At 60.8% G+C, this 14,213-nt stretch carries 6 protein-coding genes; all 6 read left to right on the top strand.

The window, feature by feature from the left end; all coding sequences use genetic code 11:
* Positions 1-4: 4 nt before the first annotated feature.
* Complete coding sequence (locus AAE029_RS10940) at positions 5-790, top strand: hypothetical protein (RefSeq protein ID WP_371073163.1); 786 nt, start codon at positions 5-7, stop codon at positions 788-790.
* Complete coding sequence (locus tag AAE029_RS10935) at positions 787-1,686, top strand: SDR family NAD(P)-dependent oxidoreductase (RefSeq protein ID WP_371072869.1); 900 nt, start codon at positions 787-789, stop codon at positions 1,684-1,686. The genes AAE029_RS10940 and AAE029_RS10935 overlap by 4 nt, the downstream gene beginning before the upstream one ends.
* Before the next feature lie 511 nt (positions 1,687-2,197).
* Entirely contained in the window at positions 2,198-6,277 is a 4,080-nt protein-coding gene (locus AAE029_RS10930) for an autotransporter outer membrane beta-barrel domain-containing protein (RefSeq protein ID WP_371072868.1), read from the top strand.
* Positions 6,278-6,492: 215 nt separating this feature from the next.
* Entirely contained in the window at positions 6,493-7,086 is a 594-nt protein-coding gene (locus AAE029_RS10925) for a TetR family transcriptional regulator C-terminal domain-containing protein (RefSeq protein ID WP_371072867.1), read from the top strand.
* A complete protein-coding gene (locus tag AAE029_RS10920; RefSeq protein ID WP_371072866.1) occupies positions 7,083-7,979 on the top strand; it encodes a haloalkane dehalogenase in 897 nt (298 codons plus the stop codon). The genes AAE029_RS10925 and AAE029_RS10920 overlap by 4 nt, the downstream gene beginning before the upstream one ends.
* Positions 7,980-8,637: 658 nt before the next feature.
* Positions 8,638-14,213 (top strand): beta strand repeat-containing protein (locus tag AAE029_RS10915; protein WP_371072865.1); only part of this gene is annotated, 5,576 nt, incomplete at its 3' end.

The following is a 14,213-nucleotide window of genomic DNA, read 5'->3' as shown; positions in this document are numbered from 1 at the left end:
CATGATGCGAGGTCGAGCCCTCAAGCTTTCGGCGCCGCGACGCCTTGTCGGAGATCTGATGAGGTTCTCGATCGGCGTGCCAAGAGTCACTGTGCAGCGGCAGATGAACATCGGCCCGCTCCAAAGGGCCAGGATTGCGCAGCAAAGCAGGTCTTCCTGGACCGTATTATTCCTGAAGGGCTATGCCCTTCTCTCTCAGGAAATCCCGGAGCTGCGGCGCGCCTACGTTAAATTTCCCAGACCCCACCTCTATGAATATCCGGCAAGCGTGGCTTCGGTTGCTCACGAACGGGAATTTGAGGGCGAACGGGCCGTGCTGTTGAGCACGATCAAATGTCCCGAGGATCGCTCCATTCCCGAACTTGAGGAATTGATTTATGGCGCGCGATCCCGTCCGGTTCTGGAGGTCAAGGAATTCAGACGCGCCTTGAAGATTGCCCGCGCGCCAGGGCCGGTCCGGTGGCTCCTCATGTGGCTTGGACTGAATATCGCGAGGAAGCGCGCGCGCTATTTCGGCACGTTCCAGCTCTCGGTGTATTCTGGACTCGGGGCCGAGTCTCTCAATCCTCTTTCGCCGCTGACGACAATCTTCAACTATGGTTCGATTCTGGACGATGGATCGGTAACCGTCCGCATCCACTACGACCACAGGGTCATGGACGGAGCCAATGTTGCGCGAGCACTCGGACGCTTTGAAGAAATCTTGAACAGCGAAATCACCCGCGAAGTGAAAAGCCTCCCGCAAATCGATGCCCCGCCCAGCGCAAAGGCTTCAGGAACAGCGAGATGACCCGGCATGATGAGCTGCGGCCGGCTGTTGTCGTCGTCGGTGCGTCCCGAGGCATCGGGAGGTCAATCGCCAGGGTTATTGCCAGGGAACATATCCCGCTCGTGCTGGTTGCGCGTTCGCCTGAGGGACTGGCCGTTGCCGCGAAAGATGTTCGACAGGCGGGCGGCGAAGCCTTCACGCTCGAACTGGATCTCCTTGCCGGCGATGCGTCGGCACGCCTGGAGGAATTCCTGTCCGCAAACGGCCTGTTCTGCGATGTCCTCGTCAACTGCGCCGGCTATGGCCTGCGCGGCGCGGCGACCGCACTGCCGGTCAAGGATCAGCTTGGAATCATTGACCTCAATATACGCGCGCTCAGCGATCTCACCCTCCACTTCCTGCCGGGAATGGTGGCGCGTGCGCGTGGCGGCGTGCTCAATCTTGGTTCCATAGCCGGCTTTACTCCCGGGCCCTATATGGCTTTGTACTATGCCAGCAAGGGCTTCGTTCGCTTCTTTTCGGAAGCGCTTTATCAGGAACTGCGCCACACCGGTGTGACGGTCACCTGTGTCGCTCCAGGTCCGGTGTCCACGGAGTTCCTCGAAAACTCCGGTGCCAGTGAGACGCGCCTGTTCAACGTCCTGCCCAATCTCAATCCGGACTATGTTTCCGAGCGAGCCTGGCGCGGGTTCAAATCCGGTCGTCGCCTGGTCGTGCCGGGCATCTCTGCCAAGCTGACAGCCTTTGCAGCGACCTGGCTGCCTTCCTTGGTCAGGCTCCCCCTGATCGGCGCCTTGCAGCGCAAAGGCTATGATCCATGCCCCTGCGGCTCGGGCGAGATGTTCAAGAAATGCTGTCGCGGCCACCCGATCCGGCTCCGCCGCGGCCCACGACGAGCCCTCACCGAAAGTCGTTAATCAATTCTGGCGTCATAGGGAACAGACAAGCGCATTTCGGCGCCCTGGCCCGTCACATTCTGAATGGCCAAAATCCCGCCGGATAGAGGGCAGGCTTGCGTTTATCCGATGCGGTGCGTCGGCTTTGATTTGCTGCGGTCTCCGATCCTGCATTAAAGCCTTTCACGTGAAAAGAGATTCAGGCAACGGCTTTAATGGTCAAGGGTGATGCCTCGGTAAGCGCGGCAGACACCTTCAAGTGCTCTTAGGAAAAGATGCTCGCGAAATTGTGTTCCTACGGCAACAGTGACTCAAAAATAGAATGCAATAGCCCATCACTACTTATGATTTTAAGCCGACCTTGACGGGACAGCAGCCTCTGGTTGGGTTATTCTACAGCAAACGGGAAAGATGTGACGGGACGCGGGTTAAATAGCGACCCTGTCGCTCCTGGGCATGGGGATGGAGGGTTTCGGGCAACACGACCGCTTCGGCCGGGTTGGAGACCGAAGCCGGACATCGTGGAGGCCACATGCTTCGGATCTGGGCCCGGCTCCTGCTCATCAAGCTTATGCGTACGACATGCACTCCATCTCGCGACAGACGTCCCCCGTGGAGAGCGCCACTGGCTGCTTGCCTCCAAGCCGAATGGGCACGGATGGTCGTGCTCGCACTCTCCGGCCTCGTGCTACTTGCGGCATCCCAAATGCCGGATCGCGTGATGGCGCAAACGCTGCCGCCATGCACCGGCCCCGGCGGCGGTCTTGTTGCTGAAGAAATCAATGGCTGCGGCGGCTATGGCGGCGGAGCGACGACGAATGCAACTCCCGGTACGGGCGGCGAGAGCAGCCCGACCGGCAGCGGTGTGAACGGCCAAGCTGGAATAGGCACTGGCGGCGGCGGGGGCGGCGGTAGCGGGGTGAATGGAGGCAACGGGGGCTCATCCGCAGCCGGCGGCGCAGGTGGTACGGGCGCCACCAGCGCTGGCGGGAATGGTGGCAACGCTACGGGTCCCGGCGGCGGCGGCGGCGGCGGCGCGCACGGCGCAATTGTTACGACCAGCCTTAACAATGCAACCCCGATCTCCGGTGGCGCGGGTGGTAATGGTATGGCGGGATCAGGAACTGGCGGAGGTGGCGGAGGCGGCGCGGGGGGATATGGCTTGGTCATGAACGGCTCAAGCCTTACGGTCACTAACAATGCTGGCGGTTCGATCACCGGGGGTAACGGTGGCACAGGAGGAAATGCGGGCAGCGGTACTGTCGGAGAGGGCGGCGATGGCGGACGCGGCCTGGAATTTGTGTCCGGCGGCAGCACGCTGACAAATTCCGGCGCGATCAACGGTGGAGGCGGCGGAAACAGCGGGACGGCCTCGAGTAATACAGCGGCTTTCCCGGAGGGCGGTAACGGCGGAGCTGGCGTCGCATTTCTGAATGGCGGGGTGCTGACCAATTCCGGCTCCAGCAGTAGCATTTCCGGCGGAAATGGCGGCGACGCAAGTACTGGAACCAACTCTCTCGGCGGTAACGGCGGAGCCGGCGTGATGGGCCTCAACGTCGGGATATCAAACGACGGTACCATCGAGGGCGGCAACGGCGGCAACGGCGGTAGGGGCGGTATCGGGCAGGGTGCCAAGGGGGGAGCCGGTGTGACCTTCAGCTCCGGTTCGGCCGCCGTCATCACCAACAACGGCACCATCCAAGGGGGCGATGGCGGTGCGGGACGGGCCATATCGGCATCCGCAACCGCGGCCGGGGACGGCGGCGGCGCGGGTGGCGCCGGGATCGATGCTTCCAATCTGGAGATCATCAACAACACCGGTGCCTCGATTGCCGGTGGCGCTGGCGGCGCTGCAGGAGTGGGCGCAGCGGGCGCCGGCGGCATCGGGATCGGCGGCTCCAATCTGACAATCTACAACGGCGGCGCGATTTCCGGTGGTGTCGGCGGCGGGGTGCAGGCCAATGCGATCACCTTTACCGGCGGCAATAACTACCTCGAGCTGCGCTTCGGCTATGTCGTCAATGGCAATGTCGTCGACCAAACGGGCGCCGGCACGCTGGCGCTCGGCGGCGACAGCTCACCTGCCAGCCCGTTCGATGCCAGCAGCATCGGCCCTATGGGCTCTGCTGTGCAGTATCGGGGCTTCAGCAGCTTCGTGAAGACCGGCGCAAGCACCTGGCAGCTGACGGGAGTACCGTTGACAACGACCCCCTGGACGATCCAGCAGGGCACACTGGCGATTTCCAGCGACCAGAATCTCGGCGCCGCCGGGGAGGTTCTTACTTTCGACAGCAACGGCGGTCTGCCGTTGCCGGTCCTGCGATTTGACGGATCAGACATTGCCCTCAACCGAGCCGTGGAGCTAGCCACCGATGGCACGTTCGATACCTTCGGGAACGACGCGACGGTATCAGGCCAAATCGGTGGTGACGGCGCCCTCATCAAGACCGGTGACGGCACGCTGACTCTGACCGGCACAAACATCTATAGCGGCGGTACGACGATCAACCAGGGCACGCTGGCAATTTCCAGCGATCAGAATCTCGGTGCCGAATCGGGCGGTCTTACCTTCAACAGCAACCTCATCGGAACGCCGCCTACGCTGCGATTCTTATCGGACGTTACGACCGTCCGCAGCGTGACGCTGGCGAGCGACGGTACGTTCGATACCTTGGACAATACCGCGACGCTATCGGGCCAAATTGCTGGGAACGGAGCCCTCATAAAGACTGGTACGGGCACGCTGACCTTGACCGGCACAAACATCTATAGCGGCGGCACGATAATCAATCAGGGCACGCTCCAACTCGGCAATGGTGGCACGACCGGCTCGATTCTCGGTAATGTCGCCGATGAGGGTACGTTGCTATTCAACCGCTCGAACACGCTCAATTTCGATGGTGTCATTTCGGGCAGCGGCGCGGTTTTCCAGATCGGCGAAGGAACCACCGTGCTTACCGGTGCCAACACCTATTCGGGGCCGACAATTGTTTCCGCCGGCACCCTGCAGGCTGGCGCCGACAACACCTTCAGTCGCAACTCGCCGCATGTCGTAGAAAGCGACGGCACGCTCGACCTTGCCGGTTTCGATCAAACTGTACCAAGCCTCACGAATGCCGGATTTGTACGGACAGGGGGTCAAGCGGACACCAATCTCACCGTCACAGGCGCCTACATCGGGCAGGACGGCATCCTCAACCTCAACACTTTTCTTGCGGGCGATGGCGCGCCGTCGGACAAGCTGGTGATCGCTGGCGGCACGGCGACGGGGTCAACCGGCATGATCATCACGAATGTCGGCGGCGCTGGCTCGGTGACGGTCGGCAACGGTATCCTTGTCGTGGACGACCTTACCGGCCACACCACCGCGCCAGGCGCCTTCCAGCTCGCGGCACCGGCTGTGGCCGGTCCCTACGAATACACGCTCGAGCGCGGCAGCCTCGACGCATCCGGTCCCGAGGATTGGTATCTGCGCTCCGCTCTTGACTGCGCACATGTTCCGCACCTCCCGGAGTGCGCCGGACCTCCGGGGCCGACACCACCGGGACTTCCGGGGCCAACACCGCCGGACCCGCTCCCGCCTCCAGTCCCGAATTACCGTCAGGAGGTTTCGCTCGACATGGCGATCCAGCCGATGGCGGTGATCTACGGCCGCTACCTCATCGACACCCTGCACGAGCGGGTCGGCGAAGAGGAGCAGCTGAAGGGTCGCGCCGACCTCTGGCAGGACTCGAACGTCAATGGCATATGGGGCCGGCTGATCGGCCAGTACGGCCACCGCGACGGCGATCCCCTCGGCATCTACGGCGGAGGGCCGGAGTTCGACTACGCCTTTGGCGGGCTCCAGGCCGGCAAAGATTTCTACGCTACCGAGCATCAGGGTGGCTCGCGAGACCATGCTGGCGCCTATTTGGCATTCGGTCATGGAGAGATGGACGTCACCCACAACTTGCTCGGCTTCGAGTTCGATGGCGGCAATGACAGGTTCAACGCGGTAAGCGTCGGTGGCTACTGGACGCACTTCGGCGCGACCGACTGGTATCTGGATGCGGTGGCACAGGCCACCTACTATAACATGACAGCCTCGAGTTCGCGCGGCCTGCGGGACGGTAAGACCGACGGCGTCGGACTGGCTGCCTCGTTGGAAACCGGCTATCCGTTCGACCTCGGCAATGGCTGGAGCGTCGAGCCGCAGGGGCAGCTGGTCTACCAGTACATCAGCTTCGATGACCTCAATGATGGAGCAGCGACTGTCCGCTTCGAGGACGTCGATTCGCTCGCCGGCCGGATCGGGGGGCGCGTGGCGAGAACCTGGTCTCTCAGCTCGGAGGAACAGGGCAGTGGTGCAACACCCGCGCGGCTGGCGACTGTCTGGGGCCGGGTCAATCTGTGGCGCGAGTTCCTGGCCGACACGACGGTGAAATTTAGCTCGGCCTCCGGCTTCATCCCCTTCAGCCAGGATCTGGAGGAGACCTGGATCGAGGGCGAGCTAGGCGCCAGCCTGCAATTGACCGCCTCGACCACGCTCTACGGCAACGTCGATTACCAGACTACCTTCGACAACGACGCCTGGAGCGTCGGCGGCAAGATCGGGCTACGCGTAAACTGGTGATTCCCATTGCCGAAGTCGGACGCCGCGGTGGTAGCTTTGCTCGCATAGCGCGCGCAGTTGGGCCCGCCCGCAGCCTCGCCGGGATGCGGACGACTGTGATATTGGTCATCTCTCCTCACCCGTGTCTGCCCGACGCCGGCGAGAACGGGCTCGGCTGCCAACGTCGCGTAAAAATTCCGATTGATAAATAATACGTCCGTACGTATTATATCCTCATGGCGAAACAATCTCATCGTGAGCGCATCCTTGAAGCAGGCCTGAAGGTCATGTTCCGCAATGGCTATGTCGGCGCAAGCGTGCGCGATATCGTAGCGGCGGCACCGGCCCCGCAGGGCTCTTTCACGAACCATTTTCGCTCGAAGGAAGAATTTGCACGGGAGGTGCTCGACCGCTATTTCGACGATCTTCAGCAATTGGTCGCGCAGACGCTTGGCGATTCCAGCCTTTCGCCGCGCGAGCGTCTCAAGCGCTATCTCGATCTCATAACGGAGCGTCTTGCCGCCGATGGTTTCAGTCGCGGCTGTTTGATCGGCGACTTCAGTCTCGAAGCCGCGCCGCAAAGCGAGATGTTACGCGCACGGCTTGCTGCGATTTTTACTGAATGGCGCTCCCCTTTCGCGGCGTGCATCGCCGAGGCTCAGAAAGCAGGTGAGATCGCAACGACACTCGCGCCCGAGGAACTTGCCGAGTTCCTCCTTTCCTCCTGGGAGGGCGCGATTTTGCGCATGAAGGTCGAGCGCAATGTCGAACCGCTCGAGCGCTTCAAGCGCGTCGTCTTTTCCACGATATTCAAGGATCCTTCGACATGAATCCAGATATCAGCTTGCCCAAACTCTCCGTCCTCGATTCTGAAATGGCCTTTCGGGAGGCAGGAAGGGCGGATGATCCCGTCGCACTCTTTCTGCACGGCAACCCGACGTCGTCTTTCATTTGGCGGAATATCATTCCCGCGGTTGCCGACGTTGCACACTGCATCGCTCCCGATCTCATCGGCTTCGGACAATCGGGCAAACCCGACATCGCCTATCGTTTCGAGGATCATGTCCGTTATCTCAACGCATTCATCGCAAAGATGGGGATCACCTCTGCCTATGTCGTTGCGCAGGACTGGGGAACGGCGCTTGCCTTTCATCTCGCCGCGCGTCGGCCGGACTTCTTTCGAGGCCTCGCCTTCATGGAGTTCATACGCCCCTTTCCGACGTGGGAGGAATTCCTCGGAGGCAAGGCGGAACGCGAGATTTTTCGCAAGTTCCGCACTCCCGGAGAAGGCGAAAAGCTCGTTCTGGAAGACAACGCGTTCATCGAGGGCGTGCTGCCGGGCGCGACGCTGCGGAAACTGACGGACGAGGAAATGGCGGTTTACCGTGCTCCGTTTACGACCCCGCAGGCGCGACGGCCTACCTGGCGCTTCCCCAACGAGTTGCCGATTGCCGGAGAGCCTGCCGACGTCTACGCGACGATCGAGAGCGCGCACGAAGCCCTTGCCGCCGCCCGCTATCCGAAACTTCTTTTTGCCGGCGACCCCGGCGCGCTTGTGCCGCCGGCCGTCGCGGAAGAATTCGCGCGCAAGCTTCATGATTGCAGACTTGTCAGGCTGGGCTCGGGGCTCCACTTTCTGCAGGAGGATCACCCCGAGATTATCGGCGAAACAGTTGCCGCCTTCATCGCCGAGGTGGAGGGCCGGAGTCCGCCATCTGAATGATCGAGTTCAGCGATTGTGATGGAATTGAGCGTCATGCCAGCCGCCCGAAAGGTTCTGGATCAGTTGATGGATATCGCGCGCCGATGACGGGCACTTCTGGCATAGCCACGATAAGGCAATGCTCGTCGCAGACACTTCCAGTTCTTCTGCATATCATTCGAATGCCGAGATAATATTCTCGGTTTGGCCCGTGGCGTTTTTCCAAGCAAGCTTGCCTGCAACGCTGTTTCCGTCGATTAGAGCAATTCCAGGAAAAGTGCGAAGCGGTTTGCCGTCCGGGATTGCGTAAAAACAAAAAGTTAGAGCGGTTCTGCGTTCCATGAAAAGCTGAAACGCTCCAGCGATCACCGCAGATCCAGATTGCATCATAGAGCCAGGGCATCTTTGAACCGCACCGGCCGGAGGTCGTTACGCTCTTCCAGCATGGCATGGCGTGCCGCGGCCTCTGCGGGCCTTGCTTGTGTCGGAAGCGTTCGAAGAGAACATCTCAAAAGGAGATCGGCTGAAGCGTATCAACTTCAGGTTCAGGCAAGCCCGTATGCGTACTCAGCGTTTGCAGGATGGTGGACTTGCGTGGCCGATGCTCTTTCAGAGCTTGGGCAGGCAAGCCATCTGTTGGCTGTTAAGACGCTGGACTTAACGTTTAGGATTTGCAGATATGACTTCGATTGTTTCTTCCTTGAATATTAATCAGATCAGATTTCTTTCGACAGCGACAGTTGCAGCCTGGACAACCGAAGATGTGGCGTCGCTTTCCACAGCTCAGATCAAAGCGCTTTCTTCGGCGCAGATCGCGGCTTTGGATCCGGAGGATGTCAAAGCCCTCAACTCTCAACAGTTAAGCGCCATTTCACAAGGCGCCATAGTTGGCTTGACACTGGATCAGTTGAGCATCCTCGATAAGTACGCCATCGAAGGTCTGAGTTCGAGCCAGGTTTCCGCACTCACCACCGCACAGCTTGATGCTCTGTCGGCAGATCAGGCGGAGGCTCTGACCTCATCTCAGGTCAGTGCTCTCAAAGCAGTCCAACTTGCTGCCCTGAGTGCGGAGGATATAGCGACGTTTTCAACCGCCGATATCGCGGCGATCACCAGCAAAGCCATACCGGGCTTGAGCACCGAGGCGATCGCGGCGCTTACCACAGATCAGATCGCCGCATTGACGACGGCCCAGCTCCGCACTCTCAATGCAACACAACTCAAGGCCTTTAACGCGGATCAGATCGGGGCCCTATCGACCGCTCAGATCGCCGCCCTCAGCACCAGCGCGATTGCAGGCCTGCTGACCGATCAGATCGAAGCCATGAGCATCGATCAGGTCGAAGCCCTCTCCTCGGCACAGGTGAGGTCACTGAGCTCGACACAACTCGCGGCCTTGGGTGCGGAGGACATAGCGACCTTCTCCACCGCCGATATCGCGGCGATCACGAACAGAGCCATGCCGGGCTTGAGCACGGAGGCGCTCGCAGCACTTACCACAGATCAGATCGCCGCCCTGAGCACCAGCACGGTTGCAAGCCTGACGACCGATCAGATCATGGTCTTGAGGCCTGATCAGATCGAAGCCTTGTCGCCGACACAGGTCAAGGTGCTGAGCTCGATGCAGCTCGCGGCCCTGAGCGCGGAGGACATAGCGACCTTCTCCACCGCCGATATCGCCGCGATCACGAACAAAGCCATTCCGGGCTTGAGCGCGGATATTATCGCAGCGCTTACCACAGATCAGATCGCCGCCCTGAGCACGAGTGCTGTTGCTAGCCTGACAACCAATCAAATCCAAGCCATGAGCACGGATCAGATCGAAGCCCTGTCGCCGACACAGGTGAAGTCGCTAAGCTCGGCACAACTTGCTGCCCTGAGCGCGGAGGACATGGCGACCTTCTCCACCGCCGATATCGCCGCGATCACCAGCAAAGCCCTGCCGGGCTTGAGCACGGATATTATCGCAGCGCTTACCACAGATCAGATCGCCGCATTGACAACGGCTCAGATCGCCGCCCTCAAGACGACACAGCTCGCGGCCATGAGCCCGGGCCAGATCGAAGCCCTGTCCTCGGCACAGGTGATGTCGCTGAGTTCGACGCAGCTTGGCGCGTTGAGCACGGAGGACATAGCGACCTTCTCGACAGCCGATATCGCGGCGATCGCGGGCAAGGCCATACTAGGCCTGAGCACGGAAGCGATGGCCGCACTTACAACCGATCAGATCGCCGCATTGACGACCGCCCAGCTCAGCGCCCTCAAAGCGGCGCAATTCCAGGCCTTGAACGCCGACCAGATCGCGGCCCTGTCGACCACTCAGATCGCCGCCCTGAGCACCAGCGCAATTGCAGGCCTGACGGCCGATCAGATCAAAGCCTTGAGCACCCAACAGGTGGAGGCCTTGTCGCCGACACAGGTGAGGTCACTGAGTTCGACGCAACTTGAGGCCTTGGATGCGGAGGATATAGCGACCTTCTCGACCGCCGACATCGCGGCGATCAGCAGCAGAGCCATGCCGGGCTTGAGCACGGATATTATCGCAGCGCTTACCACAGATCAGATCGCCGCGCTGAACACCAGCACGGTTGCAAGCCTGACGGCCGATCAGATCGAGGCCCTCTCGACCGCTCAGATCGAAGCCCTGTCATCGACACAGGTGAAGTCGCTGACCTCGGCACAACTTGCGGCGCTGAGCGCAGAGGACATCGCGACGTTCTCGACAGCCGATCTCGCGGCGATCACGAACAGAGCCATGCCGGGCTTGAGCACGGATGCGATCGCAGCACTTACCACAGATCAGATCGCCGCCCTGAGCACCAGCACGATTGCTAGCCTGACGACCGATCAGATTCAAGCCATGAGCACCGCTCAGGTCGAAGCGCTGTCTCCGACACAGGTGAAGTCGCTGACCTCGGGGCAGCTTGCGGCCCTGAGCACGGATGACATAGCGACCTTCTCCACCGCCGATATCGCGGCGATCACGGGCAAGGCCATACCCGGCTTGAGCACGGAGGCGATCGCCGCGCTTACCAAAGATCAGATCGCCGCATTGGGGACAGCCCAACTCAGCGCTCTCAAAACGACACAACTGGCAGCCTTGAGCACGAGCCAGGTCGAAGCTCTGTCGCCGGCACAGGTAATGTCCCTGAGTTCGACGCAACTTGGCGCCCTGAGCACGGAGGACATAGCGACCTTCTCGACCGCCGATATCGCGGCGATCTCGGGCAAGGCCATGCCTGGCTTGAGCACGGAGGCGATCGCCGCGCTTACCAAAGATCAGATCGCCGCATTGACGACAGCCCAGCTCAGCGCCCTCAATGCCACACAAATCCAGGCCTTGAATGCCGATCAGATCGAAGCCCTGTCGACCGCCCAGATTGCCGCCCTGAGCACCAGCGCGATTACAGGCCTGACGACCGATCAGATCGCGGCCTTGAGCACCGATCAGGTCAAGGCCCTGTCCCCGGCACAGGTGAAATCACTGAGTTCGACGCAACTTGGAGCCTTGAGTGCGGAGGACATAGCGACGTTCTCCACCGCCGATATCGCGGCGATCACGAACAGAGCCATGCCTGGCTTGAGCCCGGAGGCAATCGCGGCGCTGACCACAAGTCAGATCGCCGCCCTGAGCACCGGCACGGTTGCAAGCCTGACCACCGATCAGATCGCGTCTTTGAGCACCGCTCAGGTCGAAGCCCTGTCATCGACACAGGTGAAGTCGTTGAGCTCGGCGCAGCTTGCGGCCCTCAGCGCGGAGGACATAGCAACCTTCTCGACCGCCGACATCGCGGCGATCACAAACAAAGCCATGCCGGGCTTGAGCCCGGAAGCAATCGCAGCGCTTACCAAAAATCAGATCGCCGCCCTGAGCACGAGTGCTGTTGCAGGCCTGACGACCGATCAGATCGAAGCCTTGAGCACCGCTCAGATCGCCGCATTGACGACGGTTCAAATCGCCGCCCTCAAAGCGACCCAACTCACGGCCTTGAGCACGAGCCAGGTCGAAGCCCTGTCGCCGACACAGGTGATGTCGCTGAGTTCGACACAACTTGCGGCCCTGAGCGCGGAGGATATAGCGACCTTCTCCTCCGCCGATATCGCGGCGATTACCGGCAAAGCCATGCCGGGCTTGAGCACGGAGGCGATCGCGGCGTTTTCCGCCAATCAGATTGCCACATTGACGACGGCTCAGCTCAGCGCCCTCAATGCAGCGCAATTCCAAGCCTTGAACGCCAATCAGATCAATGCCCTGTCGACCGCTCAGATCGCTGCCCTGAGCACCAGCGCGATTGCAAGCCTGACGGCCGATCAGATCGAAGCCTTGAGTGCCGATCAGACCAAGGCCTTGTCGCCGACACAGGTGATGTCGCTGAGTTCGGCGCAACTTGCGGCCCTGAGCGCGGAGGATATGGCGACCTTCTCCACCGCCGATATCGCGGCGATCACGGGCAAAGCCATGCCAGGCTTGAGCGCGGAGGCAATCGCGGCGCTTACCACAAATCAGATCGCCGCCCTGAACACCAGCGCGGTTGCAGGCCTGACGGCCGATCAGATCGAAGCCTTGAGCACGAGCCAGGTCGAAGCCCTGTCTCCGGCACAGGTGAGATCACTGAGTTCGACGCAACTCGCGGCCCTGAGTACGGCGGACATTGCGACGTTCTCGACCTCTGATATCGCGGCGATCACGAATAGAGCCATGCCGGGCTTGAGCACGGATGTTGTCGCAGCGCTTACCAAAGATCAGATCGCTGCCCTGAGCACGAGTGCTGTTGCAAGCTTGACGGCCGATCAAATCGAAGCCTTGAACAGCAATCAGGTCAGCCTCCTATCCGCCGCGCAACTCAAGGCGTTGAGTTCGGCACAAGTTGCTGCCTTGGGCAACGATGTTGCAGTGTTGTCTACCGATCAAATTGCCATGTTGAGTGCATCGGGCGTTAAGGGCCTGACCACTGATCAGATTGCCGTCCTGAGCGTCGGTCAGGTCGCGGCCTTGACCACTGCCCAGATCGGCGCCCTCAGCTCGGGACAGATTGCGGCACTGAGCACGAATGATATAGCATCGCTTTCTGCGGCGCAGATTGCGGCACTGAGCACCTCAGGCGTCGCGGGACTTTCGACCGGCCAGATCGCCGCTCTAGGCACCGGTCAGATTTCGATGCTATCGAGCAAGCAGATGGCAGCGTTGACCTCGGCGCAAGTTGCTGCCCTGGGCACAGACGACATAGCGGCTCTTTCAACAGCCCAGATTGCGTCCCTGAGCGCTGCTGGCATTGCGGGATTAACTTCCCAGCAGCTGGCGGCTCTCAGCACCAGTCAGGCTGAAGCCTTGACCAGCGCGCAGGTCGGCACTCTCCATTCCACTCAGATTGAGGTGCTGGGGCCGGACGATATAGCAACCTTCACGACCAAGGACATTGCAGCGATCAGTTCGAGTGCGATCCCGGGATTGTCGGCAGACACCATAGCCTCCCTGACGACAGCCCAGATCGCAGCCCTGAGTACGCAAGCCATCAGTGCGCTGAGCACAGCGCAGATCGCCGCCTTGAGCACCGCTCAGGTGGAGGCCTTGACCACTGCTCAGGTCGGCGCGCTCAATTCGAAACAGATAGCGGCCTTGAGCACGGACGATATAGCAACATTCTCGACCAAGGATATTGCCGCGATCAGTTCGAATGCAATCCCGGGATTGTCGACAGACATGATCGCCTCCCTGACAGCGGCCCAGATCGCAGCGCTGAGTCTAGTAGACATTGGTGCGCTGAGTACCGCGCAGATCGCCGCCTTGAGTACCACTCAGGCCGAGGCCTTGACCAGTGCGCAGGTCGGCGCTCTCAGTTCCACACAGCTTGCGGCGCTGGGTCCGGACGACATAGCAACGTTCTCGACCAAGGACATTGCCGCGATCAGTTCGAATGCGATCCCGGGATTGTCGACAGAGACCATAGCCTCCCTGACGACAGCTCAGATCGCAGCCCTGAGTACGGTAAGTATTAGTGGACTGAGCACCAAGCAGATTGCAGCCTTGAACACCGGTCAATTGGACGCCCTGACCACTGCCCAGGTCCGTGCCCTTACCTCCAAGCAGATTGCGGCGCTCAGCACAGACGATATCGCCTCGCTTTCGGCGGACCAGATAGCCGCTCTGGGCACGGCCGGCATAGCGGGCCTGACCACGGATCAGATCGCGGCCCTGACCATCGATCAGGTCGAGGCCCTGACCACTGCCCAGGTCGGTGCGCTCAGTTCGAAACA

This window comes from Sinorhizobium sp. CB7 (genome assembly GCF_041357635.1).
In the GTDB taxonomy this organism is placed as follows: domain Bacteria; phylum Pseudomonadota; class Alphaproteobacteria; order Rhizobiales; family Rhizobiaceae; genus Rhizobium.
The sequence above is the reverse complement of the archived record's forward strand: the minus strand, read 5'-3'. Positions and strand labels throughout refer to the sequence as shown.

Excerpts from the sequence above, each read along its gene's own strand:
- AAE029_RS10940 (WP_371073163.1), top strand. The coding sequence starts at position 5 with ATGCGAGGTCGAGCCCTCAAGCTTTCGGCGCCGCGACGCCTTGTCGGA.
- AAE029_RS10935 (WP_371072869.1), top strand. The coding sequence starts at position 787 with ATGACCCGGCATGATGAGCTGCGGCCGGCTGTTGTCGTCGTCGGTGCG.
- AAE029_RS10930 (WP_371072868.1), top strand. The coding sequence starts at position 2,198 with ATGCTTCGGATCTGGGCCCGGCTCCTGCTCATCAAGCTTATGCGTACG.
- AAE029_RS10925 (WP_371072867.1), top strand. The coding sequence starts at position 6,493 with ATGGCGAAACAATCTCATCGTGAGCGCATCCTTGAAGCAGGCCTGAAG.
- AAE029_RS10920 (WP_371072866.1), top strand. The coding sequence starts at position 7,083 with ATGAATCCAGATATCAGCTTGCCCAAACTCTCCGTCCTCGATTCTGAA.